The sequence below is a fragment of the Actinophytocola sp. genome (assembly GCF_036402745.1).
Lineage (GTDB): Bacteria > Actinomycetota > Actinomycetes > Mycobacteriales > Pseudonocardiaceae > Actinophytocola.
In genome coordinates this window covers 1-26,713 of record NZ_DASWSJ010000284.1, presented here as the reverse complement: position 1 = coordinate 26,713, position 26,713 = coordinate 1, and the positions used below count along the sequence as shown (strand labels likewise).

Annotated in this window: 18 protein-coding genes; 5 read left to right on the top strand and 13 right to left on the bottom strand. The window is 72.7% G+C overall.

Features of this window, described 5'->3' with window-relative positions; genetic code table 11:
* Positions 1-9 precede the first annotated feature (9 nt).
* The 8 genes from VGD70_RS26820 to VGD70_RS26785 are packed head-to-tail and all read right to left on the bottom strand — an operon-like array spanning position 10 to position 15,634.
* Complete coding sequence (locus VGD70_RS26820) at positions 10-720, bottom strand: 2OG-Fe(II) oxygenase (RefSeq protein WP_331086082.1); 711 nt, start codon at positions 718-720, stop codon at positions 10-12.
* Positions 717-6,629: an AMP-binding protein gene (locus VGD70_RS26815; protein ID WP_331086080.1), complete on the bottom strand. Its 5,913-nt coding sequence runs from the start codon at positions 6,627-6,629 to the stop codon at positions 717-719. Before VGD70_RS26815 ends, VGD70_RS26820 begins: the two co-directional genes overlap by 4 nt.
* A complete protein-coding gene (locus VGD70_RS26810) occupies positions 6,626-11,053 on the bottom strand; it encodes an amino acid adenylation domain-containing protein (RefSeq protein ID WP_331086078.1) in 4,428 nt (1,475 codons plus the stop codon). Before VGD70_RS26810 ends, VGD70_RS26815 begins: the two co-directional genes overlap by 4 nt.
* Positions 11,050-11,976 (bottom strand): TauD/TfdA family dioxygenase, encoded by a 927-nt coding sequence (locus VGD70_RS26805; RefSeq protein WP_331086076.1) that lies wholly within the window; start codon positions 11,974-11,976, stop codon positions 11,050-11,052. Before VGD70_RS26805 ends, VGD70_RS26810 begins: the two co-directional genes overlap by 4 nt.
* Positions 11,973-12,866, bottom strand: a complete 894-nt coding sequence (locus VGD70_RS26800) for a GNAT family N-acetyltransferase (protein ID WP_331086074.1) — start codon at positions 12,864-12,866, stop codon at positions 11,973-11,975. The genes VGD70_RS26805 and VGD70_RS26800 overlap by 4 nt, the downstream gene beginning before the upstream one ends.
* Positions 12,863-13,693, bottom strand: coding sequence for a hypothetical protein (locus tag VGD70_RS26795; protein WP_331086072.1), 831 nt, complete (start codon positions 13,691-13,693; stop codon positions 12,863-12,865). The genes VGD70_RS26800 and VGD70_RS26795 overlap by 4 nt, the downstream gene beginning before the upstream one ends.
* Positions 13,690-13,917, bottom strand: a complete 228-nt coding sequence (locus VGD70_RS26790; protein WP_331086070.1) for an MbtH family protein — start codon at positions 13,915-13,917, stop codon at positions 13,690-13,692. Before VGD70_RS26790 ends, VGD70_RS26795 begins: the two co-directional genes overlap by 4 nt.
* The gene (locus tag VGD70_RS26785) at positions 13,910-15,634 is read right to left on the bottom strand and encodes a non-ribosomal peptide synthetase (protein WP_331086068.1); all 1,725 of its coding nucleotides are present in this window, start codon (positions 15,632-15,634) and stop codon (positions 13,910-13,912) included. The genes VGD70_RS26790 and VGD70_RS26785 overlap by 8 nt, the downstream gene beginning before the upstream one ends.
* Positions 15,635-15,865: 231 nt before the next feature.
* Here VGD70_RS26785 and VGD70_RS26780 point away from each other — a divergent pair, with 231 nt between their 5' ends.
* Both VGD70_RS26780 and VGD70_RS26775 read left to right on the top strand, forming a co-directional pair.
* Positions 15,866-17,347, top strand: a complete 1,482-nt coding sequence (locus tag VGD70_RS26780) for an MFS transporter (RefSeq protein ID WP_331086066.1) — start codon at positions 15,866-15,868, stop codon at positions 17,345-17,347.
* Positions 17,344-18,489 (top strand): cytochrome P450, encoded by a 1,146-nt coding sequence (locus VGD70_RS26775; protein WP_331086065.1) that lies wholly within the window; start codon positions 17,344-17,346, stop codon positions 18,487-18,489. Before VGD70_RS26780 ends, VGD70_RS26775 begins: the two co-directional genes overlap by 4 nt.
* A 140-nt stretch (positions 18,490-18,629) precedes the next feature.
* Here the strand turns inward: VGD70_RS26775 and VGD70_RS26770 are convergent, their stop codons facing one another.
* The 5 genes from VGD70_RS26770 to metX all read right to left on the bottom strand — a co-directional run bounded on the left by VGD70_RS26770 (position 18,630) and on the right by metX (position 23,402).
* Complete coding sequence (locus tag VGD70_RS26770; protein WP_331086063.1) at positions 18,630-19,712, bottom strand: hypothetical protein; 1,083 nt, start codon at positions 19,710-19,712, stop codon at positions 18,630-18,632.
* 1 nt (position 19,713) lies between these two features.
* The gene (locus VGD70_RS26765; RefSeq protein WP_331086061.1) at positions 19,714-20,244 is read right to left on the bottom strand and encodes a SigE family RNA polymerase sigma factor; all 531 of its coding nucleotides are present in this window, start codon (positions 20,242-20,244) and stop codon (positions 19,714-19,716) included.
* 122 nt (positions 20,245-20,366) lie between these two features.
* Positions 20,367-20,849 carry a CoA-binding protein gene (locus VGD70_RS26760; protein WP_331086059.1) on the bottom strand — a complete coding sequence of 161 codons (483 nt, stop codon included), beginning with the start codon at positions 20,847-20,849 and terminating at the stop codon, positions 20,367-20,369.
* Positions 20,846-22,183, bottom strand: a complete 1,338-nt coding sequence (locus tag VGD70_RS26755; protein WP_331086057.1) for an O-acetylhomoserine aminocarboxypropyltransferase/cysteine synthase family protein — start codon at positions 22,181-22,183, stop codon at positions 20,846-20,848. The genes VGD70_RS26760 and VGD70_RS26755 overlap by 4 nt, the downstream gene beginning before the upstream one ends.
* A gap of 19 nt (positions 22,184-22,202) precedes the next feature.
* Positions 22,203-23,402 carry a homoserine O-acetyltransferase MetX gene (gene metX, locus VGD70_RS26750; RefSeq protein ID WP_331086055.1) on the bottom strand — a complete coding sequence of 400 codons (1,200 nt, stop codon included), beginning with the start codon at positions 23,400-23,402 and terminating at the stop codon, positions 22,203-22,205.
* Between the two features lie 141 nt (positions 23,403-23,543).
* Between metX and VGD70_RS26745 the strand changes: the two genes are divergently transcribed.
* From VGD70_RS26745 to VGD70_RS26735, 3 genes are all read left to right on the top strand, one after another.
* Positions 23,544-24,101 carry an OsmC family protein gene (locus VGD70_RS26745; protein WP_331086053.1) on the top strand — a complete coding sequence of 186 codons (558 nt, stop codon included), beginning with the start codon at positions 23,544-23,546 and terminating at the stop codon, positions 24,099-24,101.
* Entirely contained in the window at positions 24,079-25,350 is a 1,272-nt protein-coding gene (locus VGD70_RS26740; RefSeq protein WP_331086051.1) for an NAD(P)-binding domain-containing protein, read from the top strand. Before VGD70_RS26745 ends, VGD70_RS26740 begins: the two co-directional genes overlap by 23 nt.
* Before the next feature lie 128 nt (positions 25,351-25,478).
* On the top strand, positions 25,479-26,702 hold the full coding sequence (locus tag VGD70_RS26735) for a serine hydrolase domain-containing protein (protein ID WP_331086050.1): 1,224 nt from the start codon (positions 25,479-25,481) through the stop codon (positions 26,700-26,702).
* The last annotated feature ends 11 nt before the right edge of the window (positions 26,703-26,713 follow it).

The following is a 26,713-nucleotide window of genomic DNA, read 5'->3' as shown; positions in this document are numbered from 1 at the left end:
CGGCCGGCGTCACGCGGCACGGTCGTCCCCGACGAACAGTTGGTCGTCGAGTCCGTCCGGCCGGGCCGTCTCGGGGCAGGACGCCGAGTAGTAGTTCATCGTCACCACGGCCCGGACCGCGTCGGGGGAACGCAGCGGCCGGACGTAGTGCGGGTTGCGGCGCGCGTCGAAGAACAGCAGCTGACCGGCCCTCGGGTAGACGAGCGTGCAGTCGGCGTCCACCTCCTCGATGCTGCGCGCGTTCTCGTCGAGTCCGACGACCAGCTCGCCGCCGGTGTCCACCGTGCAGTCCGTGAGGTACAGCAACCCTTCCAGCGGGTTGCTGTCCACATGGCACGGATAGCGGGCGGCGTTCGCGCGCTGCACGTTGAGGCTCAGCGCGACCTTGGCGTTCGCGGACGGGTAGACCTCTTCGCCGGCGAGCCCCGCCCCGAGCAGGCGGAAGGCACCCCGATAGAGGCGCGGGATCCACGGCGTGGCCTCGGCGAGGACGTCGCCGTCGACCGCCTCGATGGGGATGGTCTCGTCCGCCGCCTCGCGCGCGGTGGTCACCGCGGTCGGCTGGAACTCGCGCACCGTCCCCCGCGCGGCCGCCAGCGCCAGCAGCTCGTCGATCCAGCCGGCCGGCAGCTGCCGGCCGACTTCGAAGACGTGCCAGTGAAAGCTGGGCACCAGCGAGTCGAGCTCCGCGGTGCGGCTGTCGAACTGCTTCGCGGTCATGAGACCTCCTTGAGCCAGGGACTGATGATGGCCGCGCCACGCGGCGGTGGGAGGAAGCCGACGCGGACCATCTCGCCGACGAGGACGCCCAGGAGGCCGAGCTCGGGCTCGGGGACGCGCCGGTCGGGAAGCAGGCGGCCCACTGGGCCCTGTTCGGGGCGCAGTGGTGGGGCATCCGGCTCGCCGAACCAGGAGACGAACGTGGCGAGCGCGGTCTGACCGGCCCGCGTCTCGTCGTGGCGCAACCGGTCCACAATGGACTCGAAGTCGCTGTCGGCGACCGGGTACCCGAGCTCGCGCAGGATGGCGGCGAGCCGGGTGAAGCTCAGCTCGTGCGGGTTCACCAGGTGCAGGACCTCCGGTGTGCCCGTTGCCGGCAGCATGCACAGCGCGCTCACGTCCGCGGCCGCGGAGTCGAGCGGCAGCAGGTCGAGGCCCCACCGGTGGGTGCTCGGCGCGGCTCCCGCCGTCACGACCGCGTGCAGCGCCCGGTACACCCGGTTGCGTTCGGGTTCCTGCGGGAACCGGCCGGTGCGGCTGTCCCCGACGAGCGAGCCGACCCGGATGATCCTCGCCCGCAACCCGTCGCGGTCGGCGAGCTCGCGGATCGCGCGCTCGCCCTCCCATTTGGACCAGACATAGGGGTTCGTCAGGTGCTCGGCTCGTTCGTCGTCGCCGAGGTGGTCGAGGTCGGCGAGCCCGCTGGAGCTGATGTGTACCAGCTCGAGGCCGTTGCCGGCGGCCCAGGACGCGATCGCGTGGCTGCCGGCCACGTTGGTGGCCGCGAACTCCGCGCGGTCACCGAAGTGCCGGATGTCCGCGGCGGTGTGCACGACCACGCCGCGGCCGGCGCCGAGGTCGCCGCCCAGCCGGTGCGCGAGGTCCGGTGCGGCCAGGTCGGCGTCGACGATCCGCACCGCAGCGGCGGTGTCCTCGGCCAGCCCGGCGGACCTGATCGCGGCCCGGACGCGCTGGGCCGCCGAGTCGTGGCCGCGGCCGCGGGCGAGCGCGACGACGTCGTGGCCGCCCGCGGCGAGGTGTGCGGTCACCGCGGAGCCGAGCAGCCCGGCAGCGCCGGTCACGACGACCGTCCCGAGCCGCCCCGCTGTCCGGGGCCGCGGTTCGACCCGCGGCCGAGCCACCAACCTCGGCACGGACACCGGCCCGGCAGGGACCTCACCGGCCGCCTCACCGACAATCTCACCGGCAACCTCGGCGACAACCTCACCGGCCGACTCGGTGGCGGCCCCGGGAACACCGTCGCCGGCAAGGTGCGCGGCGAGCGCGGCGACCGTGCGATGCGCGAAGAAGTCCTGGGCCTGCACCGCGGGAAACTCCTCCCGCAACGCGACCATCGCCGTCAGCACCGTCAGCGAATGCCCACCCAGCCGGAAGAAGTCGTCATCGGCGGCCGCCACCGGGCGCTCGAGGACCCGCGCCCACACCGCCGCGACCACCCGCTGCGCCTCGGTGGCGAAGCCGCCCGGCGCGGTGCCGGCCGGCGCGACGGGTTCCTCCGGTTTCTCGTGCTTCCGCTTGCCGGCGGCGGTCATCGGCAGGCTGTCGACACTCGTGATGGTCGTCGGCACGGCCGGGGCGGGCAGCACCCTCGCCAGCCGTTGGAGCGCGTCGTCCGGCGCCGTGCCGACGACGCGGGCGTGCAGCGCGCGGACCGTGCCGGCCGCGTCGCGGTCGACGTCGACGACCACCGCGCTGACCCCCGGCAGCTGCCGGACCGCGGCGGCGACCTCGCCGAGCTGCACCCGATGGCCGCGGATCTTCACCTGGTCTCCGTTGATCCGCCCCAGGTAGCGCAGCGCGTCCCCGTCCCACCACACGAGGTCGCCGGTCCGGTACAGCCGCGCCCCGCCGTGGTCCGGCACGAACGCGGCCGCGGTCGCACGCGGATCGAACCGGTAGCCGCGCGCGAGGCCGGGACCGCCGAGGTGCAGCTGCCCCACGGCGCCGTGCGGCACCTGCCGGCCCCGGTCGTCGAGCACCCGCACCGTGCAGCCCGGGATCGGCTGCCCGATCGGCACCTGGTCGTCGCTGTGGTGGGCGTCCGGGTCGGCGCCCGTGTCGACAGTGTGCGCGATGCAGCCGACGGTGGCCTCGGTCGGGCCGTACTCGTTGACGACGCGGACGTCCGGCCTGCGCCGGCGCAGGTCGTGGACCACGCTGGCGCGCAACGGTTCGCCGCCGACCACGAGGGTCGACCACGGCAGGCTCGTGCCGTCCTCAGTGGACCCGAGCAGGAACTCCAGGTGTGCTGGCGTCGCCTTCAGCAGGCCGTCGGGCTCGGCCGCCGCCGCGGCCCGCAGCACCGTGTCGCCGGGCACCGTGCCGTCGGGCAGCCACAACGTGCCGGCGCCGAACAGCGGGACGAACAGTGCCGTCACCGACAGGTCGACCGCCGGCGAGGACACCAGCTGACCGCCGCCGGGGGCGTGTGGCAGGTAGGCGGCGCACGCCCACTCGAGGTACTGGGCCAACGCCCGGCGCGACACCTCCACGTTCTTCGGCGTGCCGGTCGAGCCGGACGTGGAGATCGCGTAGGCGAGCGCGCCGGCCGGCGCCGGGAGCGGCCGCGTCACCGGTTCGGCGCCGCGCCCGCCGGCGACCAGGTCCGCCGTCGCGCCGTCGAGCACCAGCGCCGGGCGGGTGGACGCCAGAATCCGCCGGTGGCGGACCGGCGGCGCGTCGGGGTCGAGCGGCAGGTAGCCGGCGCCGGCCACGAGCACCGCGAGCAGGGTCGTCACCAGCTCCACGCCGACGGGCAGCGAGACGGCCACCAGGTCGTCGTGGCCGATGCCGCGGGAGCGCAGTCCCGAGGCCGCCGCCCGGATCCGGGCGGCGAGGTCCGCGCCGGACACCGTGGTGCCCACCGCGTCGGCCACCCGCAGCGCCGGCCGGTTTCCTTTCGCCGCAACGGTGTCCAGCAGCCGGTCGAGGACGTCGGTGAGATCGGGCACCACCGGGCCGGGCGCGCCGCGCACCGGCCTGGGTGCTTCCGCGACCGCCGCGCGGACGGGCGCGGTCACGTCGCTGCCCGCGGCCCGGAGGACTCGCAGCACGGTGTCGGCGAAGGCCTCGGCGACCCGGGGGCGCACCCGCCCGGAGTCGTACTCGACCGCGAGCCGGGTCACCGCACCGCTCTGCAACGAGACCGTGACGGGGTACTTCGCGTGGGTCGTCGGCAGATCCCGCACGGTCACAGGGTGCCCGGCAAAGGCCGCCGGGCCCCCGACGTGCGGCAGGCTCATCATCACGTCGAAGGCGCCCTGCCTGGTCCGGTCCGGCGCGCCGGCGCGAGCCAGTGCCGAGGCCAGCTCCTCGCGGGCGGCGGCGAGCAGCTCCGCCAGCGTCCGGTCCGCCTGCCACGGCACGGTCAGCGTCTCCACCGCGAGCAGCGGGCCGCAGGTGTCGGGCTCGGCGAGGGTGTGCCGGATGTCGACCGGAACGCCGATGGCGACGTCGCGGCCGGGCTCGAAGCCGTGCACCGCACCCGCGACGGCCGCCAGTACCGCCGAGGCGATCGTCGCGCCCCGGTCGCGGCACAACGCGTGCAGCCGCTCCGCGTCGGCCGGGTCCAGCGTTCGGACGATCTCCCGCGCGACGCCCCGGCGGTCCGGCCCCCGGTCGATCCGCAGCCGTGGGCGAACCGAGGCTCCATACTCCACTGTGGACTCCGCCGTTGGCTCCACTGTGGACGACGCGGTCGGCAGCACTCCGGCGGCGACGAGCCCACCGAACCGGTCGTCGAGGTCGGGCGTGTCCACCGGCGACGCCACGGCGCCGACACGCCGCTCGTAGGCCCTGCCGAGCCGGCGCAGCAGCAGCCCCATGGTCGTGGCGTCGGACACCGCGTGGTGGCAGGCGAGCACGAGCCGGCTGGCGGACCCGCCGAGCACGGCGGCCGCGGCGACCGGGCGATCCGCGGGCAGCGGCCGCCCGAGCGCCGCCAGCTCGGCGGCGGCCGCCGCTGCCAGGTCGCCGGGGTCCAGTGCCGTCGCGACGGCCAGCTCGGACAGCGGTTCGCCCGACACGTCCGCGCGCCATCCCGCCGCGCCGTGGGAGAAGCGGGTGCGCAGGAGCGCCACCTCGTGCTGGATGTCCGACCAGGCGAGGCGCAGCGCGTCGCCGTCGAGCGGCGCGGCGATCTCCACGTCGAGCAGGACGTTCTCCTGATCCCGGCCGATGGCGCCCGCGGTGAGTATGTCGGCCTGGACGCGGCTGACCAGACCCGCACCGGCGGCGGCCGCCACGGCGGGCCCGGACGGTGCCACGGGTCGCGCCGCGTCCAGCGCCGCGAGCAGTTGCTCGGCCGTCGGATCCGCCATCAGGGCCTCGATGTCGGGCACGACGGGCCAGTGGTCGGCTAGCCGCCGCCGCAGGCTGAGCACCCCGAGCGAGTCGGCGCCGGCGCTCAGCAGTCCGACGCCGGGCCGCGGCGAGGATCCGGTGACGGCCTGCCACGCGTGCGCCAGCGCCGCGCGTGCGGACACCGGCTCGACCGGTGCCGGACGCGGCGCGGGCACGGGTGCCGGTGCCAGTGCCAGTGCCGGGGTCGGGGGCGGGGCAGCCTCGGCCGCCGGCCGCGCCTGGTCCGGTGTGGACAGTGGGGTCACCGGCAGGTGCGTGCGGCGCCCGGCCGGGACCGGAACCGGCGCGTCGGTGACACCGGACGCCCACAACCGGCCGAAAGCCTCGAGGACCGCGCGGAGCGCCGGCCGCGCCCGGTCGAGCGTCCAGTGCGCGTCGAGTCCCGCACCGAGGTGGTGCCGGGTCAGCGCCGGCTGCGGCCCGATCTCCAGCACGTGCAGTGGACCGTTCGCGTCGACGTCCGCGCGCAGCAGAGCGATCAGCCGGTCGTAGCGGACCGTGCCGGTCAGGTGGCGGACCAGGTAGTCGGGTTCGACGGGCCGGCGCGGATCGATCGGGTCGCCGTCGGGCGTGACCCGGAGGAAGGGAATCGACGGCGGGCGGAACTCACAAGCTGCCGTCGCGGCCGCGAACGGCGCCTGGATCGCCGACATCGCCCTGCTGTGGAACGCGTGCGAGACGGCGAGCCTGCTCCCCTTGGTGGCGTCGAGCAGCCGGTCCACCTCGTCGATCGGTCCACTGAGGACGATATCCCGCCCGGCGTTCACCGCGGCGACGTCGAGGCCCGGATGCTCGGCGAGCAGCAGCGCGGCGTCGCGTGGCGCGACCCGCAACGCGGCCATCGCCCCGGGGGGCGTCTCGTCGGCCATGAGCCGGGACCGCTCGGCGACCAGCCGCAACGAGTCCGCGGCGGTGAGCGCGCCGGCGGCCACGGCGGCCGCGTACTCGCCCAGGCTGTGGCCCACCACGAGGTCCGGCCGCGCTCCCCACTCGCCGAACAGGCGCAGCAGTCCGATCTGGACGGCGTGGACGGCCGGCGCGGCGGCGCGGGTGGACGCCAGCTGACCGGCCGGGTCGCCGGCCCCGATGATCGCGTCGAGATCGACGCCGTAGGCCGAGAGAAGCTCGGCCGCCTCGCGGTACCAGTCGGCGACGACGGGCACGGCGGCCAGCGCGGCACCCATCCCGGCGTACTGGCTCGCCTGCCCGGTGAAGGCGAACGCGAGGCGCGGCCGGGCGCTGACCTCGCCGATCCGGCCGGCGCCGTCGGCAGGGACGTCGACGGTGCCGTCGACAGGGACACTGACGTCGGCCAGCTCGCGGACCAGCTCGTCGGTGGTCGAGGCGACCACCGCGACGCGAGCGGGCAGGGCCTGCCGCCGGGCCAGCGTGGCGGCCACGTCGGCGACCGGGGTTCCGGCGCCGCGCAGGTGCTCGGCCAGCCGGGCGCAGTGCTCGGCCAGCAGCGCGCTGGTCGGCGCGCTGAGGAACACCGGCGTCGGCTGGCCTGTGGTCGGCGCGTTCATGCGGCCCCCAGTACGAGATGTGCGTTGGTCCCGCCGATGCCGAACGAGCTGACGCCGGCGAGCACGGGGCCCGTGCCGGGCCACCCGGTCGCCGCGTCGAGCAGCCGCAGCGGTCGTGGCCCGGCCGCGAGCTCCTCGATCGGGTCGCCGACGTTGGGGGTCGCGGGGAGGGTCCGGTGCCAGACCGACAGTGCGGACTTGATCAGCCCCACGACACCGGCAGCGGTGTTGAGGTGGCCGATCGTCGCCTTCACGGCGCCGATCGCGACGGTGGGTCCGGCGGCCGGTGCGGTGGACAGAGCGGTGGACAGGGCGGTTGCCTCGACGGCGTCGCCGAGCCGCGTGCCGGTCCCATGGGTCTCGACGTAGCCGATGTCCGCGCCCGAGACGCGCGCCGCGGCGAGCGCCCGCCTGATGACGGCTACCTGCCCGTCGTGGCCGGGTGCGGTGTAGCCGACCTTCCCGCTGCCGTCGTTGTTGACGGCCGACCCGCGGATGACCGCGTACACGCTGTCCCCCGCCGCCAGCGCGTCGGCGAGCGGGCGCAGCAGCACCAACCCGACCCCGTCGCCGCCGACGGCGCCGTCGGCGCGGCGGTCGTGCGGGCGGCACACCCCGGTCGGCGAGTAGATGAGCCCCGGCTCGTGGACGTAGCCGCCGTCGGGGGGCTCCTGCACCGACACCCCACCCGCGAGCGCGAACCGCGCGTTGCCCGCGCGGAGCGACTCGCACGCCAGGTGCACCGCGACCAGTGAGGTCGAGCAGGCCGTGTCGATCATCATGGCCTCGCCGAGGAAGCCGAACTGGTAGGCCGCCCTGGTGGCGAGGTAGGCACCGGAGTCCGCGAGGCCGGCCGAGAACCCGGCATTCGGCTCGACGGGCCGGACCCGGCGGGCGGCGCCCGCGACGAGGGCCGTCGCGGGCGCGATCTCGGCGACGTCGTAGCCGGCGTCCTCGACCGCGGACCGCACGCACTCCAGGAACAGGCCGTGCTGCGGGTCGAGCGTCTCGGCCTCCTCCGGCCGCAGCCCGAACCCGGCCGGGTCGTAGTGGTACACGCCGCCGGCCACGCCGCCCCAGCGCTGCACGAACCGCCGGTCGCCGCCGAGCGGACGGATGAAGTCCGTCTCGGGACCCTCGATCGCCGTCCGTCCGGAGCGGAGCAGGTCCCAGAACTCGGTCACGTCCCGCGCGCCGGGCACCCGGCACGCCATGCCGACGATCGCGATGTCGGTGGCGCTCGCGGCGGCCGGCGCCACGGTGACGGCGCCGCGCGACGGTCCGGCCGGACCTTCGCGCAGCCGGTCCGCCTGCGCCTCGATGGTCGGGTACCGCAGGATCTCGGCGACCGGCACCGTGCGGCCGAGCCGCGTCAGGATCGCCTCGCTCAGCGCGAACAGCAGCAGCGAGTCGCCGCCCGCGTCGAAGAAGTTGCGGCCGGCCACGTCGTCGTGGCCGAGCACGGCCACCCAGGCGGCGTGCACCTCGGCGTGGACGTCATCGGCACCTCGGGCCGCCGTGCGGACGACCGGAGCGGGCGCCTGGGTGGTCGCCGCGCGACGCGCCCTGGCGAGCCCGACCAGGGCCTGCTGGTCGATCTTGTTGTTCTGCTTGCGGGGCAGCCGATCGACCTCGATCCACCGGCGCGGCTGGGCGAACGCCGGCAGCTGGGACTCCAGGTACGCGCGGGCGGCGTCCAGCCGCCCCGGCACCTCCGGCACGACGAACGCGAGCAGCTCCTTGCCCCCGCCGGCATCGGCCGGGTAGATCACACACGCCGACACGATCCCCGGCGCGGCACGCAGCGTCGACTCGACACCGGAGAGCTCGACCCGGTTGCCGCGGATCTTCACCTGGTTGTCGAGCCGTTCGATGAACTCGACCTCGCCGGCGGTGTCCCACCGGACCCGGTCGCCGGTGCGGTACAGCCGGGCGGCGGGCAGGTCGCCGAACGGGTCCGGCACGAACTTCGCCGCGGTCCGCCGCGGGTCCCCCAGGTACCCCCACGCGAGCCCGGGACCGCCGACGAGCAGCTCCCCCGGCACCCCCTGCGGGGTGCGGACCAGCGTGTTCTCGTAGACCACGTAAGCCTGGGTGTGCGGCACCTCGCGGCCGAGGGCGATCGTGCGGGCCTGCGCCGGCACGTCCCGGATCGGGCGGCAGTGGGTGGTGAAGGAGTTCTCGGCCGGGCCGTAGCTGTGCACGATCCCGCCCGGTGTCACCCAGGGCAGCGCGGCGCGCACGTGGTCGGGGGAGACGGCCTCGCCGCCGATGTAGAACCAGCGCAACCGGCGCAGCGCGGCCGGGTCGCGGTCGACGAGGTGGTTGAACAGCGGGTTCGTCAGGATCGCGACGGTGATCCCGGTGCGCCGGAACGCGTCCGCCATCGCGTCCGGGTCGAGCAGGTCCGCCTTGTCCAGCACGACGAGCGTCGCGCCCTGGGTCACGCCGGCCCACAGCTCGAAGGTGCTCGCGTCGAAGTTGAGCGGCGACAGGTGGGCCAGCACGTCGAGCGGGCCGACCGGCACGAAGTCGTCGTGGCGCAGCAGCCGCAGGAACCCGCGCCGGTCGAGCAGCACGCCCTTCGGACGGCCGGTCGAGCCGGACGTGTAGATGCAGTGGAACAGCGCGCGGTCGCCGGCGGGGTGCGGGTAGTGGGCGGGGCCGGCGACCGCCGCGCCGGCCCGTTCGAGCTCGGCGACGGTCAGGACCGCGACGCCCTCGGGCAGTCCGGTGTCCCGCGGCGCGTCGACGATCACCCGGCGGACCCCGGAGTCGTCGACGATCGCCCGGAGCTGGCTCGCCGGGTACTCGGGGTCCATCGGCAGGTAGGCGCCACCGGCCGCGACGATGCCGAGCAGGGTCACGATCGCCGGGATGCCGCGGGGCAGCAGCGTCGCGACCAGCTCGCCGTCGACGACCCCGGCCGCGCGCAACGCGTGTGCCACCGCGTCCACCCGGCGCATCAGCTCGCCGTAGGTGATCGAGGCTTCGCCGTGCACCGCGGCGAGGTGGTCCGGGTCGGCGGCGCTCGCGCGGCGCACCAGCTCCACCGGCGACTCCACCCCGGACTCCCAGCGCGCGTCCGCCGCGGTGGTCGGGCGACCCGCCTGATCCGGTTCGTGCGCGACGAGCAGGTCACGCACCGCGAACCGGCTCCCGCGCCGCCGCTCGGCCAGCCGTCGCACGGCGAGCACGAACTGGTCGGTGAGCAGCTCGGCGGTCGCGGCGGCGTAGCGCTCGGTGTCGTAGTCGAGCTGGACGAGCACCTCGGCCCCGGCCTCGGACACCGAGAGGCCGACGGTGTTCTTGCCCGCGGCGAGCGGCACGTCGATGACCTCGACGCCGTGCTCGCGCCGCAGTCCGTCCGGGTTGGTGAGCGTGTAGGTGAAAGCGGCGCCGAGCTGGCCGGCGCCGCTCTGCCCGGCGCGCAGCAGCCGACGGACCGTGCCGGCCGACACCTCCGAGTGCGCCAGGCTGACCTGGACCTGCCGGCGCGTTCGGGTGACCACGTCCGCGATCGGCTCGTGCGGGTCGACCCGGGTGCGGACGGGCAGTACCCGGGCCATCAGGCGGACGTCCTCGTGCACGCTGTCGTCCAGCCGGCCGCTGAACGTCAGTCCGGAAAGCCCGTCGGACTGTCCCGACCACAGGTGCAGCAGCGAGGTCCACACCGACAGCAGGATCACCGCGGGCGAGGACGGCGCCAGCTCCGGATCGCCGCGCAAGCCGGCCAGCAGCGCCGGATCGAGCATGCGGCGCACAAAGGCGGGTGGTCCGGCGGTGAGCCCGGCGGCCCGGTCGGCGATGGGCACCATGCTCGCGGGCTGGTCCTCGAGCAGCGTCGTCCAATACTCGACAGCGGAATCCTCGTCGACGGCCAGCGGCGCGCCGGCGCCCTCGCCGGTCTCCTCGTCGCCGTCCGCCTCCCCGCGGATGGCCGTCAGCAACTGGTCGAGCAGCACGTCCGTCGACCAGGCGTCGCACACCAGATGGTGCATGGTGACCACCACGAGCGTGCTGTCCCGGTAGCAGCGGATGTTGACCCGGAACAGCGGCGCGTCGGCGAGGTCGAACAGGCCCGCGGCGGCGGCGGTGAGCCACGGCAACGCGTCGGCGAGGTCGAAGTCGCCCGGCCGGTGTTCGAAGGTCACCGGGGTGGGCACGTCGTCGAGGTCGCCGACGACCTCACGCACCAGCGTGCCACCGTCGGTCACGAACCGGCTGCGCAGCCGCTCGTGGCCGGCCTGCACGCGGCGGACCGCGCGCCGGACGCGCTCCGGCGCGACCGGCGCGGCCGTCCGGAAGGCGACCGGCACGTGGTAGCGCGGGGAGGCCGGCTCGCTCTGCGCGGCGAGCCACACCTCGATCTCGTCCTCGGTGGCGGACCGCCGGCACGAGCCGGCGTCGTCGACCGTCCTCATCGGACCGCCCGGTGTCCCATGCCGGCGAGCACCCGCCGGGTCCCGGTGAACGGGTCCCGGGCGTGTGCCGTCAGGATGTTGTCGATGATCAGGACGTCGCCCCGGCGCCACTCGTGCCGGAAGGCGACCGACTCGTAGGCCGTTCGGATCGCCGAGATCGTCTCCTCGTCGAGCTCCGATCCGTCGGCGTACAACGAGTTCGTCGGCCGCAGCTCGGCCGGGGTCGCGACGAGGCCCGCCCGCACGGCGGCCGGCTTGACCCCGCGGATGTTGAAGTTCAGCACGTGGTTGCACCAGGCGCGCTCACCGGTGACCCGGTGCGTCGTGACGGCCGTGCCGAACTGCCGGGTGTGCAGTCCCGACGCGCTCCACTCCGCGTCGATCCCGTTGCGGGCGCAGTATTCGTCGACGTCGGCCCGGGACTCCGTGCCGAACGTCTTCTGCCACGGCACGCCGAGACCGACGAAGTTGCGCACGTACCGCACGCCGTCGGCGAACCGGTCGACGAGGTCGGGCGGCAGCGTCGCGAGCACCTTGCGGCAGTCGGCGATCGGCGTGCTGCCGCCGGTGTCCGGCGCGTCGAGGCAGGCGAACACCAGGCAGTCCGGGAGGCTGCGCCGGTAGGAGAACTCGTTGTGGAACTGGATCGGGTACGGCGCCGGGTACTCGGTGGAGGTGAACACCCGGTCGGTGAGCGCGGTGCGCGGCGAGGTCTCCTCGCTGAACTCCGACGACGGCCGCACCAGAGCGGACACCGTCGAGTCGAAGTCCGCGACATCGCCGACGCCGGCACCGCGGAACACGATCGCGCCGCGGTCCAGCAGGATGTCCTGCCAGCCGGCGTGCTCGGCGAGCCACCCCGGCAGCGACCCCCGGCCGTCCAGGTCGACGATCTCCGGCGCCGTCGTGGCCACGGCGGTCATCGCGCCGCTCCGCCGCGGTCGACCATCCCGCCGCGCCAGGTCTGCCGGACCGCGAGCACGCGGTGCTCCTGGCCGCGGATCACCTTGGTCAGCACGGGATGGGTCTGTGGCGACGCGGTGATCCGCAGGGTGCCGGCCCGCGCGCGGGCGGCGACCTGCGCGAGCACCGCCGCCGTGTCGGCCGGGTCGTCGTCCGCGACCCCGCTCTCCAGCACCGCCGCCGTCTGCTCGTCGTCGGCCCACGCCGCCCAGGTCACCGGCTCGCCGTCGCGCCAGCCGACGGTGAGCCGGCACTGGCCGGGATCCAGGTAGGCGCTCTCCAGCTCCGCGGCGGGCTCGCGCACGACCCCGCCGCCGGGAAACACCAACCGGTTGTGCGTCGACACGAGAAGCTCGACCACCCGCCGCCGGTCCACATCGGACAGTTCGGCTCCGTCGGTGACCGTCAGGTCCGAAGTGGACGCGGCGAGCGGCCCGGCGGCCAGCTCGTAGCCGACCGACTCGCCGTGCACCTCGAACCCGCGGCTGGCCATCCACCGGTTGGCCCGCTCGTCGTCCTGGTCGACGCTCGTCACGAGCGCGGTGCGGCCGTGTGCCCTGGCGAACCCGCGCGCCCGGTCCAGCAGCGCGACCCCGGCGCCCGTGCCGGCGACGTCCGGGTCGGTGACGATCCACACGTGGAACGCCTCCGGGTCCTCGACCCCGGGGATGTCGCCGCAGTCCGCGTAGCCGACGAGCTCGCCGCCCTGGCGCACCGCCCAGAACGCGAACGCGTCGCCGACCTCGTCCGCGCCGTGGTGCCACACCGGCCAGCCGGGCAGCCTGCGCTCGCTGAGCCGGTCGTAGGCCGCGCGGTACTCGGGTGTGTCGCGGTATGCCTCGACGTTCATCGTCCTGCTCCCTGCGGGTACTCGCTCCCGTACTCGACCGGGCAGGCGCCCTCGGCCGCTCCCGGCCGGTCGGAGTACACGTCGTTGGCGGCCCGCCACAGCTCCGGGAACAGCACCCGGCGCGCGAACCCGTCCAGCAGGTCCACCGAACGGCCGGTCAGGCTCTTCGGCAGCTGCTTGCGGATCTCGGTGAGCTTGGTTCCCCGGCGGGTCGACGGATGGCCGCCGAGCCGGCTCCACACCAGCCGCAGGTGCGCCTGCCGCCAGGCGATCACCTCGAGGTCCAGCTCGATCAGCGCGACGGACAGGTCGCGCATGGCGGCGGTGTCCGGCCCGCCGTCGAGCAGCAGCTCGGACAGCGACCGGCCCGTGCGATCGAGCTGGCCCCGGAACGCGCGCCACAGCTGCTGGCCCGCGGTGTGGATGTTGCGCAGTCCCGGTGAGTCCAGGCCGCTGCCGCCCTCGGGCAGCAACGCCCGCAGGCGCAGGAACCGCACCTGGTCGAGCTCGGACTGCAGGACGGCGAGCAGTTCGGTGGTCCGCGTCTGCACGCGCGAGGCACGGTGCACGAGCCGGGCGGCGTCCGCGTAGCGGCCCAGGTCGAGGTGCTCCACCGCGGAGACCATCTCGTAGTTCATGGTGTACCAGGCGAACTCCGACATGAGGTGGATCGTCTGGAAGAGCACGAAGTCCTCGTTGGGGTTCTCCTCGCGCGGGAGCAGCGCGGTCATCGCCCTGGACACGCCGATGACCTCGTCATAGGTGCTGCCGGCGCGGATCTCGAAGCCGGCGTCGACGGCCGGGGGTTCTGGCAGGGCGCTCGTCATGCCACGTCCTCGGACACCGCGGCGAGCGCGTCGCGCACGCTCTTGGGCCGCATGTCGGTCCAGACGGACTCGATGTGGTCGAGCGCCTCGTCCTCGGTGCCGACGAACCCGTCCGCGTGCCAGCCGGACGGCGCGGCCGTGTCGGCCGGCCAGATCGAGAACTGCTCCTCGTCGTTGTGGACGACCTGGAAGCGGCGCGCCTCGTCGGTGGACGGTTCAGTCATCGGGGCTCCCTATGCGTTGGGCGATGCCTCTGACAGTCGGCGACTCGAACAGCACGTCGACCGGGACAGAGCGGCCGGCGAGCCGGCCGATGCGTGAGATCATGCGAATGCCGAGCAGCGAGTCGCCGCCGCACTCGAAGAACGACTGGTCGACGCCGAAGTCGTGATGCCCCAGCACGGTCGCCCAGCAGTCGGCCACTGTGGACTCGAGGGTGCTGAGGGCCGCGTCGGCACCGGCGGGGGCGGCCGCCTCGGTGGTGTCCTCCGCGAACAGGGCCGCGCGGTCGAGCTTGCCGTTGAACGTCAGCGGCAGCGCCTCCCGCCGCAGGATCCGGGTGGGCACCATGTGTGCCGGCAGCACCTCCTGCAGGTGCGCGAAGATGACCTCGTCCGGCACCGGCTCGTGCTCGACCACGGCCGCCAGGAGCGACTCGCCGGCACCGGAGGCGCGCAGGCCCACGGCAGCCTGCCCGACTCCCGGCACCGCCGCCATGGCGCGCTCGACCTCCTGCGGGGCGACGCGGTGCCCGCGCACCTTCATCTCGTGGTCGGCGCGGCCCACGAAGTGCAGCCGACCGTCCACTGTGGACGTGGCGAGGTCGCCGCTGCGGTAGGCGCGGGCGCCGTGCCCGCCCGGGTCCGGCACGAACGCGCGTGCGGTGCCGCGTGGGTCGCCGAGGTAGCCGTCGCCGACGCCGCCTCCGGTCACCCACATCTCACCGACCTCGCCCGGCGCGACCGGTCGCCAGCCCGCCCCGACGACCGACACCCCGGCACCGGGCAGCGCGCGCCCGATCGGGCTGCCCGGCGCCGAGGCCCGGGTGTCCGCGGGCGTCAGCAGGAGGTTGGTCACGTGCACCGTCGTCTCGGTGATGCCGTAGAGGTTTCCCACCCGCAGCGGCCCGGCGGGCGCCAGCAGCCCGGCCGGCAGAACCGTCGGGTCGAGCCGGTCCCCGCCGAGGACGACCGACCGCAGCGTGGGCGGCGGTCCCGTCGCCGCCCACTGCTCGGTCAGCATGCGCAACACCTGCGGTGTCGCGGAAAGCACGCTCACCCCGCCGGCGCGCAGCACCGCGTCGAGACGCCGCGGATCGCGGACGTCCGCGCGGTCGACGAGCAGGACCTGCCCGCCGAGCCACAGCGGCGCGAACAGCTCCCACACCGAGAAGTCGAAGCTCAGCGAGTGGATGCAGGAGAAGGTGTCGGCCGCGTCGAGTCCGAGCTCGCGGGTCGCGGCGCCGAGCAGCCATTCGAGGTTGTCGGGACGGATCGCCACGGCCTTGGGGGCGCCGGTCGACCCCGACGTGGTGAGCGTGTAGGCGCGGCCGGGATAGGACGCGGCGGGTGTGGTCCGCGCCAGCAGAACCGGCCAGCCGGCCGGTTCGCCGCTCGTGCTGGAGAGCACGTGCGTCGCCAACGCGGCCTCGATCACCCCCGCGCGCCGCTGCGCCGGGTGCTCCAGGTCGAGCAGGACGAACGACGCGCCGACGGACCAGCACGCCAGCGCGCTCACCACCGCACCGGGACCGCGGGCCAGGGAGATGGCCACGCAGGAACCGGAACCGACGCCGCCGGCGATCAGCGCGGCGCCCACCCGGCGGACCTCGGCCCGCACCGACCGGTAGTCGAGACAACCCGAATTCGACGCTATTGCCGGCGCGTCCGGGCGTGCGTCAAAATGTGCTGTCACAACATCGAATAAACCGGTGGTCGACATTTAATCACCTCCCGGTTTACGACAACCGAATCCTCGGGAATGGCTGTCCGGAATGACGCTCTGGACGTTATGGGGTCCGCCTGAAGAGTTGCTCGGAAACCGCTCAACGACTCCTCCGGACGCGGCCGCTTCCGGACTGTCGGGCGATCGTCCCGTGTTAGTGTCCCAACACCGGACCGCAGCTCGGACACCGTCGCCGACCGCGAGATATGCGCCGAATGTGCGCAGAATATGCCCGAAGGGTGGACCTATGGACGACGATCTCCGCCGCTCGTTGGAACTCGAACCGCCACTCGAGCGCGCGCTCGTGATTCGCCGGAGCCTTTCCCGATGACCGCACCGCAGCCCGTTGAACGGTTGTTGAGTTCGCGATTCCGGGCACTGATGGTCGATACTCGTCCACTGCGGGAAAACCGTCCATTTCGCCTGGTGTTCACCGGGCAGGGCATTTCTTTTCTCGGTACGATGTTCACCGCGGTGCTGCTGCCGTACCAGGTGTACGAGCTGACTCACTCCTCGCTCGCCGTCGGCCTCATGGGCCTCGCCGAGGTCGTGCCGGTCCTGGCCACGGCGATGCTCGGGGGCACCCTCGCCGACCGGGTCGACCGTCGGCGCATGATCGCGTTGTGCGAGCTCGCGCTGGCTCTCGTGACCGCCGGACTGCTCCTCAACGCGCTGCAGCCGGAGCCGCAGCTGTGGGCGCTGTACGCGGCGGCCGCGGCGATGTCGGCGATCGAAGGACTGCAGCGGCCGTCGTTGGACGCGCTCATTCCCCAACTGCTGCCGCCGGACCAGCTCAGCGCGGGTGCCGCGCTCAACTCGATCCGCATGGGCATCGGGTTCACCGTCGCTCCCGCCCTCGCCGGGCTCACGATCGCCGGCTTCGGCGTGCCGATGGCCTACGCCATCGACCTGCTCACCTTCCTCGCCTCGCTGTGGGCGCTGAGCCTGTTCAACGTGCAGCCGCCGGCGCCCGACGAGGAGAAGCTGACCCTGAACTCGGTCCGGCAGGGCATCCGGTACGCGACGAGCAGGCGGGACCTGCTGGGCACCTACGTGATCGACTTCGGTGCGATGGTGTTCGGCACCCCCATCGCCCTGTTCCCCCAGATCGCCGACGAGTTCGGCGGCCCGGGCACCCTCGGGCTGCTCTACACGGCGCCCGCCGTCGGCACCCTCCTGGTGAGCGTGTCGAGCGGGTGGGCGAACCGCTTCTACCGGCGGGGCAGGGTGATCGTCGTGTCCGCCGCGCTGTGGGGGGTGTCGATGGCGTGCCTCGGCCTGGCCGAGTCACTGTGGGTCGCGCTTCTCGTGCTGTGCGTCGGCGGCGCGCTCGACGGGGTCAGCATGGTCTTCCGCAGCACCATGTGGAACGAGAGCATCCCGGACAGGTACCGGGGCCGGCTCGCCGGTCTGGAGCTGGTGTCCGTCTCGACCGGGCCGGCGATCGGCAACACGGAGGCAGGCGCCGTCGCGTCGGCGTTCAACCTGCGCACCTCGATCGTCTCGGGTGGACTGATCGCGGCCGCCGTGACCGTCGCCGTCGCGGTCGCGTACCCGTCGCTGTGGCGCTACGACGCCCGCGACCATCTCGCGGACGACGCGACGCCGCCCGACCGGGACGGCGAGCCCGACCTGGCCGGCGAACCCGACCTGGCCGGCGAACCCGACCTGGTCGGCGGCCCGGTCCCGACCAGCGGGCCGGACTCATGACACCCACGGTCACGATCGAGGAGCTGCGGGCCGATCCTCACCCGAGGTACCGCAAGTTCCGTCGCGACAGCCCGGTGGTGCGCTGCGACGAGCTCGACGCCTACCTGGTGTGCCGGTGGGAGGACGTCAGGCGGGTCTGCACGGAGTCGGCACAGTTCACCGCCGACCAGCCGGACAGCTTTCTCACCAGGTTCCTCGGCCGGAACATGCTGCACAGCGAGGGCCCGACACACCGGGCGGCCAGGGCACTGGTGCTGCCGGCGTTCCGAACCCCGCCGACCGACCTGACCCGTGCCGCGCGCGAGGTGTGGGCGAACCTGCCGAGAGGGGTGGAGATCGACCTCCTCGGCGAGTTCTGCGGGGTGCTGGTGTCCAGAGCGCTGACCGGGTTGCTCGGTCTCGAGGAGGTGGTCGCCGACGGGCGGATGACGTCGTGGGGCCGGGTCCTCGACGAGGGCGCGGCGGACTTCGCCGGCGACACCAGGGTGGGCGAACGGGTGGCGCGCGTGCGCGCGGACGTGCTGTCGGTGGCCCGGGCGGCGGCGGAGCGGCAGTTCGCGGTCCGTCCCGAGTCGGTCGTCGGCTGCCTGCTCGCCCGCGAAGAACCCGTCGCGCCGGACGAGGTGGCGCGCACCATCGAGTTCATGGTGCTCGGCGGCGACTCCGGTCCACGGGAGGGACTCGGCACCGTGCTGGCGCTGTTGGCCACGAGCGGCGCCCCGGTCCGCGACCGGCTCTCCCACGACACCCGGACACGACGGCTGTTCGTGGAGGAGGCGCTGCGCTGGGAATGCCCCATCGGCGCGATCACCCGGAGGAACCGTCGCGAGACGACGGTGGCCGGCACCACGATCCCCGCGGGCGCGACCGTGCTGGGCGTCCTGAGCAGCGCGAACCGCGACGAAACCCGTTGGCGCCAACCAGATGTGTTCGACCCGTGGCGCGACGAGGGACCGCACCTGTCCTTCGGCGCCGGCGCCCACGGCTGCGTCGGCGCCGCGCTGACCCGCCACCTCGCCAGGGCCCTGCTGGACTGCCTGCCCGCGCTGGAGACCGCCACCATCCTGCGCCCACCGGAGTACCGCGGCTGGTGGTTCCGCGGCCCGGACGCACTGCCGGCCGTCCTCCCGACAGCCGGGTGACGCCGGGTTCGGCAGGAACCGCTTCTCCGCGCAGTCCGTCAGGTGGGCCCTCCACAGCCTGGACGCCACACCGGATCCGCCGGACCGCAGAAAACGGCGAACCGCTCGTAACACACGCGATGGGCCTGGCCGGCCAGTCCTCACCCGGTCTGTCCGTACAACACGACACCCAGCAACGCGTTCTTCGGCGGCTCACCCTCGATGGTCACCGTGATGGTGTGCGGCTCACCGGGAGACAGCAGGCACCCGCCTGCCCGGAACTGCGCGAACGCGTACCCGGAGCGACAGGACCCGCCGTCGAGACTCACCGCCACTCCCGGCCCGGGCTTGTCCGGGTCCTTGGCGTCGGAGGCGACGACGTCGTAGTAACGCACCTCGGCCGACGGCTCCAGACGCCAGGTGAGCTCCCGTTTCCCAGGTTCGGACAGGCGATGCTCTTCGTAGGCGTAGTCCTGCCCGTCCACACCAACCAGTGGGCGGATCTCCGTGCCCGCCACCGTGGTGACGGGGTCCGCGACCGTGTACACGGCGGCCCCGAGCACGACGTCGGGGTGGCTGACCGGAACGTAGTCCCCGATGCTGTCCGGGTGGTCGAGCGGAACGCCGTTCTCGTCGACTTCCCGCGTCAGCTCGAGGTGGAAGGTCACCTGACCGTCCGCGGGCTGGAGCGTCAGGCCTTCGCCGTAGTTCCACGGCCCAGGCGCCGAGCCGGTCACCGCGGGGACGGCCGGAGTATTCGGGTCGTCTCCGCACCAGTCGCTGTGCGGCCGGGCGGGCCTGCTGTCACCGGCGTACCCGGATACCCAGTAGCCGTCGCGGCGTCCGTTCGCTCCGTAACACACCATGCTGACGTGGACTTCTCCGCGGTGCGCGGGAATGGTGAGGTCCAGTGTGTTCTGCCCGGGTTCGCCGACCTTGGCCGCGATCAGGTCGAATTCTCCGCTGTGTGAGACGAAGTTCTCGTGCTGGATGGTGGGGACCGGTGCGGGATCCGAGGGGTCGGCCGGCCCGGTGTTGTCTGGTTCGGCCGCACGGTTCGGGAGGACCGCGACCGCACTGACCAGCGCCAGGGCGCCGACAGTGAGTGCGGCGACGCCCGCGATGCGGCGGCGGCGCGCGACTCGGACCCGAGCGTGTACCTGGACGAGCCGCAGGGCGGCGTTGTGATCGGTGACAGTGTCGGCCTGCTCATGCAGGGCGGAACGCAGATCGGTGACGTTCATGTCAGTTCACCTCCAGGAGTGGGTCGATGCGGAGCTTGGCCAGTGCCCTGGCGGTCTGGCTCTTCACGGTGCCTACGCTGATCCGGAGTGCCCTGGCCGTCTCGGCCTCGGTGAGGTCGTCGAAGTAGCGGAGCACGATCACCGCGCGCTGGCGTCGGGGCAGGTTGGCCAGCGCGTGCCACAGATCGGTGTGCGGCTCACTGGCCGGGCTGTGGGTCTCCGGGAGGTCGGCGGTCGGGTGCTCGCCGCGCCATCTCCGCCGCCGGCCGGACGCGAACTCGTTCACCATGATCCGCCGGACGTAAGGCGCCGGATCGCCGTTGATCCGCCTGCGGGCGAACCACGCCTTGGCCAGCGTCGTCTGCACCAGGTCCTCCGCCAGGTGGGGATCCCGGGTGAGCAGGTAGGCGGTGCGCAGCAGAGAACCCGAACTCGCCACGACGAACTCGTCGAAGCCGGCCCGGTCGGCCATGGTCGTCACCGCCGGGCACGCTGCCGTGGCCGCCGTCTCCCCCGGATTCAACGCGCTCATGCCCTCCACTACCGGTTGGCCCGAGCAGATGGTTGCCGCCGAGGTGACCCAGCAGCTCACGACGGTGTGCGGGCTGGTGCGGCTGTCGTTCGAGCCGCGCCGGGGCCGGCCGAGCGGTTCAGCTACTGAAGGCCGGCCCGGACCGAGGTGATGCGCTGGGTGTTGAAGCCGAGCCAGTGCATGCGGCCGACGTAGCGTGCGTGCTCGACCTTGATGCAGCGGTCCATGATCACTGTCACGCCGCCGTCCTCCGCTATCTGGCCGCCGGTGGGGTTGATCACGCCGAACTGGCACCAGAGGGCACCGGCGCCGATCTGTACTGTCTGGTGGGCGATCTCGACGAGTGCGTCCGGTGCGCGGAAGACGTTGACGATGTCCACCGGTTCGGGCACGTCCAGCAGGCTCGGGTAGCTGGTCTCGCCGAGGATCTCCGTCGCGCGGGGGTTCACGGGGATCACGCGGTAGCCGTGCCGCTTGAGGTAGTAGCCGACGAAGTAGCTGGCCCGCAGCTCGTTGTTCGACAGGCCCACGATCGCGATGGTCTTCGCGGTGTTGAGCACCCGCTGGATCTCCCGCGGGTCCTGGTAACGCGCCAGATCGATCATGCTGTCGCGACCTCCTTCGCCACGGTGGCGGCGACGTGTGCGAAACCTTGCTCGAGGTCCCAGATCAGGTCCTCGACCGACTCGGTGCCGACCGACAGCCGCACCGTCCCGGGGCCGACGCCGGCCGCCCGCAGTTCGTCGTCGCTGAGCTGGCGGTGCGTGGTGCTGGCGGGGTGGATGACCAGACTCTTCGCGTCGCCGACGTTCGCCAGGTGGGACCAGAGGGTCACGCCGCGGATGAGTGCCTGTCCTCCGTCCCGGCCGCCGGCACAGTCGAACGAGAACACCGCGCCCGCGCCGCGCGGCAGGTACTTCTCGACGAGCGGCCGGTACGGGCTCGCCGGCAGGTCGGGGTAGGTCACCCTCGACACCAGCTCGTGCGATTCGAGGAACTCGGCGATCTTCCGCGTGTTGTCGACGTGGCGTTCCATCCGCAGCGACAGCGTTTCCAGGCCCTGCAGGAACAGGAAGGCGTTGAACGGCGAGAGCGCGCCACCGAGGTCGCGCAGGGTTTCGGCCCGCAGCTTCATCAGGTAGCCGTAGGTCCCGAACGTCTCGTGGAACTGCAGGCCGTGGTAGGCCGGCGACGGGTCCGCGACCACGGGGAACCGTCCGTTGGACCAGTTGAACGTGCCGGCCTCGGTGACCACACCACCGATGCTCGTGCCGTGACCGCCGATGAACTTGGTCGCCGAGTGGACCACGATGTCGGCGCCCCACTCGATCGGGCGGCACAGGTAGGGCGTGGCGAAGGTGTTGTCGACGACCAAAGGTATGTCGTGCTCGTGCGCGATGGCCGCCACCGCCTCGATGTCGAGCACGTTGCCGCCGGGGTTGCCGATGGTCTCCGCGAAGAACGCCTTCGTCTCGGCCCGCACCGCCTGCCGCCACGCGCCGAGGTCGTCGGGGTCGACCCAGGTCAGCTCGACGTTCATCTTGCGCAACAGGTGCTTGAGCTGGTTCACCGTCCCGCCGTAGAGCGCCGAGGACGACACGACGTGGTCGCCCGGCTGCAGCAGCGTGAAGAGCGCGGCCGCCTGCGCGGCGATGCCGCTGGCGAACGCCACCGCGCCGGCCGCGCCCTCCAGGTTCGCGACGCGCTCCTCGAACACCGCGACGGTCGGGTTCATGATGCGCGAGTAGGTGTTCCCGTACTCCTGCAGGTTGAAGTAGGCGGCGGCGGACTCGGGGTCCTCGAACACGTAGCTGGTCGTCTGGAAGATCGGCACCGCGCGTGCGCCCGTGTTCGGGTCCGGCCGTTGCCCGGCGTGCAGCTGCCGGGTCTCGAACCCGAACGCGTGCTCCGGCTCGACCCGGGGGGAATCGTCGGTCACCAATACCTCTTCCTCGACATCACCCACCGGCCAGGAACCGGCGGACGATCGGCGTCTGTCGTTCCTCTTCCAGCAGGAAGCAGTCGTGGCCGTACGGCGCGTCGATCAGGTGCAACTCGGTCGGCTTGCCGAGAGCGCGCAGCGCGTCGTCGATCTCCTCCGACGCCGACGGCGAGTAGAGCCAGTCGGAGCTGAACGTGATCAGCAGCGTTCGCGCCGAGACGCCTTCGAGTGCCCGGGTGAGCGAACCGCCGCCGTACTGCCGCGCGAGATCGAAGTACGTCAGCGCACGCGACATCGTGAGGTAGGTGTTGGCGTCGAAGCGCTTGACGAACGAGTCGGCCTGATGGCGCAGATAGCTCTCCACCTCGAACTCGGGTTCGGTGACGGTGTAGCGGAGGTCGTCGGCGAACTGCAGCCTGCGGCCGAACTTGTCGTGCAAGGCCGGCGCCGAGAGGTAGGTGACGTGACCGACCATCCGCGCCACGCCCATGCCGGCGTCGGGGGTGCGGCCCGTGCCGTAGTAGTCGCCGCCCTGCCACGCCGGGTCGCGCGTGATCGCCTCGCGCGCGATCGCGTTCCACGCCATGCCCTGCGGGTGCAAGGCATGGGTGCTGGCGATCACCACGATGGCATCGACCTGGTCGGGGTACAGGACCGCCCACTCCAGCGCCTGCATCCCGCCGAGCGAGCCACCGGCCACCGCCGCGAGCCGCTCGATGCCCAGCGCGTCGAGGAACGCGCGTTCGGTCCGGACCATGTCCGCGACCGTGATCACCGGGAAGTCCGACCCGTACGGCCTGCCGGTCGCGGGGTCGATCGACGACGGCCCCGTCGTGCCACGGCAGCCACCGAGCAGGTTCGTGGACACGACGAAGAAGCGATCGGTGTCGAACGCCTTGCCGGCGCCGATCATCCCGTCCCACCAGCCGAGTCCCTCGCCGACCGCGCCATCGCGGTCCTCGGCCCTGAACCCGTCCCGGGTGCTCGCTTCGGGCCGGACCGTCGAGACGCCGGCCGCGTGGGCGTCGCCGCTGAGCGCGTGGCACACCAGGATGACGTTGTCGCGCTGGGGCGAGAGGGTGCCGTAGGTCTCGTACGCGACGCGGACCGGATGCAGCTCCCGGCCACAGTCCAGTCGCACCGGCTCCGGCAGATCGAGGTATCGCGTCTCCACCCTGCCGACCGAACCGGCCGCTAGCGTCGACGCGGGCACCATGCGCGCATCATAGCCATTCCGGCAGGTTCCGCGACCGGTGCGGCATCGCGTTTTCGGAATATGAGACGCAGGTCAGAGCCGGTGTAACGTCGCCTACCGGCAGGTGAGTCACGGAAAACAAGGCCGCGAGAGGACCGTCGCATGACGACCATCGACAGTATCGACAACGGGGTCAACGTACAGGCGCTGCTCGACGCACGCGAAGCGCTCAAGGGCTCCCCCGAGGCCGCCCAGTTCACCTGGCGCGCGACCACCCGGTGGGAGAACGGCGTGCACAGCACCACGACGGTCAAGAACTTCTTCGGGCTCGGCGCGGAACAAACCCACAAGGCCGAGTCGGTGTTCGCGGCCGACCACCCGGAGGTCTTCGCGGCCGAGGACAACGGCATAACGCCGATCGAGTACCTGCTCGTCGGTTTGGCGAGCTGCCTGACGGGAGGCATCGCGTCCGTCGCGCAGAACCGCGGCATCCAGTTGCGTTCGGTCGAGGCGACCGTCGAGGGCGCGCACGACATCCGCGGGATCCTCGGTGCCGACAGCGACGTCCGCAACGGCTACAACGGCATCAAGGTGACGTTCAACATCGACGCGGACGCGTCCAAAGAGGACATCGAGGCGCTGGTGGCCCAGTCGCAGAAGCGCTCGGCCGTGTTCGACGCGCTCACGAACCCCACGGATGTCACCGTCGAGGTCGCCTGAGGGCCGGGCCATCGACCGCACCACCACGGTCGTCATCGGCGCTGGCCACGCGGGCTTGGCCGCCAGCCACTTCCTCAGCGAGCGGGCGATCGACCACCTCGTGCTCGAGCGCGGCGAAGTGGCGAACTCCTGGCGACGTGAACGCTGGGACTCGCTGCGGCTGCTCACTCCCAACTGGCAGAGCCGATTGCCGGGGCATCGTTACGGTGGCCCGGATCCCGACGGCTACATGACGATGGGCGAGGTGGTCGAGTTCATCGATCGCTTCGCCGCACTCTCGCGTGCTCCCGTCCGCACCGCCACGACCGTCACGTCGGTGCGGCGCACCGCAGACGGCTACCAGGTGAGGACCGATCGCGGCGAGATCGGTTGCCGGACCGTGGTCATCGCCAGCGGCGCCTGCAACCAGCCGGCCGTGCCGCAGCTGCGCCAGGCGGTGCCGGCCGCCGTCGAGCAGGTCACGCCGTTCGGCTACCGCGGCCCCGACCAGCTGCCCGATGGCGGCGTGCTCGTCGTCGGCGCGTCGGCGACGGGCGTACAGCTGGCGGCTGAGCTCCAGCGGTCAGGCCGGCCGGTCACCCTGTCCACGGGAGAGCACGTGCGGATGCCACGCCTGTACCGCGGGCGCGACGTGTTGTGGTGGATGGACGCCTCGGGCGTGTGGGACCAGCGGCACGACGAGGTCCCCGATCTCACCCGGGCCAGGAGACTCGCCTCGCCGCAGCTCGCCGGGACGCCGGAGCGGGCGACGCTCGACATCAACGCGCTCACCGCCATGGGCGTCGAGCTGGTCGGCCGTTCGGCGACCGTGCGGGACGGCGAGCTGCTGTTCTCCGGTGGGCTCCGCAACGTGATCTCGCTCGCCGACCTCAAGATGGACCGTCTGCTGAACACCTTCGACGAGTGGGCCAGAGCCTCCGGGAACGACAGCGACGTCAAGCCTCCCGAACGCTTCGAGTCCACGCGCGTACCCGAGTCGGCGCGGTTGCGGCTGGATCTGCGCAGCGGTGAGATCCGAACCATCGTCTGGGCGACGGGTTACCGGCCGGACTACACGTGGCTCGATGTTCCCGTGGTCGACGAGAAGGGCCACCTGAACCATGACGGCGGCATCGTCGACAGCCCCGGCTTGTACGCACTGGGCCTGCCCGTGCTGCGACGACGCAGATCCACGTTCATCCACGGCATCGAGGACGACGCGCGCGAGGTGATCGATCACCTCACCCGGTACCTGGCAGCGCGCCGGTGATGGTCCCGGCTCGCCGCTAGGGTGAGGCGGACATCGCCCTGTCGGTGGATGTGCGCGCGCCCGCGACTCGGCAGGATCACCCCGGGTGTCGGGGAATCGTCCCCGGCCGGACGCGAAGGAGTTCGCCAATGGGGGCGAGCATCAGAAGGCTCGGTAGCGCGGTTCTGGCGGGAGCGTTGGTCGTCGGGCTGGCGAGTGCTGGGACGGCGAGCGCGGCGACCGACCGCGACGCGCTGCTCCAGGCCATGACCGAGCTGACCAGCTCCGGCGCGGCCGGGCTGCAGGTGCGGATCCACGACGAGCACGGCGACTGGACCGGCTCGACGGGCGTGCGGACGATCAGCGGCGGGGAGGTGCCGACCAACGGCCGGTTCCGGGCCGGCAGCATCACCAAGACCTTCGTGTCGACCGTGGTCCTGCAGCTGGTCGACGAGGGCGCGGTGGCACTGGACGACCCGGTCGGCGAGTACCTCCCGCAGTACGGCCTCGACCCCCGGATCACCGTGCGCATGCTGTTGCAGCACACCAGCGGGCTGTTCAACTACACCGGCGAGCCGCGGCCGGACGGCACGCTCGAGCCCGGGATCCCGTTGTACGGCAAGGACTTCGAGGAGAACCAGTTCCGGACCTACACGCCGGAGGAGCTGATCCGCGTCGCCTTGTCGAAGCCGGCGAGGTTCGTGCCGGGCACCGGCTGGTCCTACTCCAACACCAACTACGTGGTCGCCGGACAGCTGGTCGAACGGCTGACCGGCACGTCGTACGCGTACCAGATCCAGCACCGGATCCTGCGGCCGCTCAAGCTGCGGGACACGGTCCTTCCCGGCACCTGGCCCGCCATTCCCGGCCCGCACGCGCACGGCTACTACGCCTACCAGAACGACGGGCAGCAGCGGGTGCTCGACGTGTCCCGGGTGAACCCGAGTTGGGCGAGCTCCGCCGGTGAGATCATCTCCACCACCCGCGACCTCGACCGGTTCATCACCGCGCTGTTCGGCGGCGAGCTGCTCCCGGCCGACCTGCTCGACCAGATGCGGGCGGCCCTGCCGACCAGCGGGTACGGCCTCGGGCTGGAGTCGGTCGACGTCGGCCCGGCGTGCGGCGGGGTCTACCAGGGACACACCGGCGGCATGCACGGTTACCAGTCGTTCATGTTCAGCACCGCCGACGGTGGCACACGGTTCGAGATGTCGGTCACGATCGGCGCCGTGGACCTGACGAACCCCGAGGTCGCCCAACGGCTGACCGGCGCCCTCAACAACCTGCTCCTCGCCGCGACGTGCGGCAGCGCGGCGCCGGCCGGCCGAGGTCACGTCATGGACCTACCGAACCTGGCGAACGTCACCTTCTAGGAGGGCGACCC

What these genes read in the sequence shown, in the direction of transcription:
- VGD70_RS26820 (WP_331086082.1), bottom strand. Translation starts at nt 720, where the DNA reads ATGACCGCGAAGCAGTTCGACAGCCGCACCGCGGAGCTCGACTCGCTG.
- VGD70_RS26815 (WP_331086080.1), bottom strand. Translation starts at nt 6,629, where the DNA reads ATGAACGCGCCGACCACAGGCCAGCCGACGCCGGTGTTCCTCAGCGCG.
- VGD70_RS26810 (WP_331086078.1), bottom strand. Translation starts at nt 11,053, where the DNA reads ATGAGGACGGTCGACGACGCCGGCTCGTGCCGGCGGTCCGCCACCGAG.
- VGD70_RS26805 (WP_331086076.1), bottom strand. Translation starts at nt 11,976, where the DNA reads ATGACCGCCGTGGCCACGACGGCGCCGGAGATCGTCGACCTGGACGGC.
- VGD70_RS26800 (WP_331086074.1), bottom strand. Translation starts at nt 12,866, where the DNA reads ATGAACGTCGAGGCATACCGCGACACACCCGAGTACCGCGCGGCCTAC.
- VGD70_RS26795 (WP_331086072.1), bottom strand. Translation starts at nt 13,693, where the DNA reads ATGACGAGCGCCCTGCCAGAACCCCCGGCCGTCGACGCCGGCTTCGAG.
- VGD70_RS26790 (WP_331086070.1), bottom strand. Translation starts at nt 13,917, where the DNA reads ATGACTGAACCGTCCACCGACGAGGCGCGCCGCTTCCAGGTCGTCCAC.
- VGD70_RS26785 (WP_331086068.1), bottom strand. Translation starts at nt 15,634, where the DNA reads ATGTCGACCACCGGTTTATTCGATGTTGTGACAGCACATTTTGACGCA.
- VGD70_RS26780 (WP_331086066.1), top strand. Translation starts at nt 15,866, where the DNA reads ATGCCCGAAGGGTGGACCTATGGACGACGATCTCCGCCGCTCGTTGGA.
- VGD70_RS26775 (WP_331086065.1), top strand. Translation starts at nt 17,344, where the DNA reads ATGACACCCACGGTCACGATCGAGGAGCTGCGGGCCGATCCTCACCCG.
- VGD70_RS26770 (WP_331086063.1), bottom strand. Translation starts at nt 19,712, where the DNA reads ATGAACGTCACCGATCTGCGTTCCGCCCTGCATGAGCAGGCCGACACT.
- VGD70_RS26765 (WP_331086061.1), bottom strand. Translation starts at nt 20,244, where the DNA reads ATGAGCGCGTTGAATCCGGGGGAGACGGCGGCCACGGCAGCGTGCCCG.
- VGD70_RS26760 (WP_331086059.1), bottom strand. Translation starts at nt 20,849, where the DNA reads ATGATCGATCTGGCGCGTTACCAGGACCCGCGGGAGATCCAGCGGGTG.
- metX (WP_331086055.1), bottom strand. Translation starts at nt 23,402, where the DNA reads ATGGTGCCCGCGTCGACGCTAGCGGCCGGTTCGGTCGGCAGGGTGGAG.
- VGD70_RS26745 (WP_331086053.1), top strand. Translation starts at nt 23,544, where the DNA reads ATGACGACCATCGACAGTATCGACAACGGGGTCAACGTACAGGCGCTG.
- VGD70_RS26740 (WP_331086051.1), top strand. Translation starts at nt 24,079, where the DNA reads ATGTCACCGTCGAGGTCGCCTGAGGGCCGGGCCATCGACCGCACCACC.
- VGD70_RS26735 (WP_331086050.1), top strand. Translation starts at nt 25,479, where the DNA reads ATGGGGGCGAGCATCAGAAGGCTCGGTAGCGCGGTTCTGGCGGGAGCG.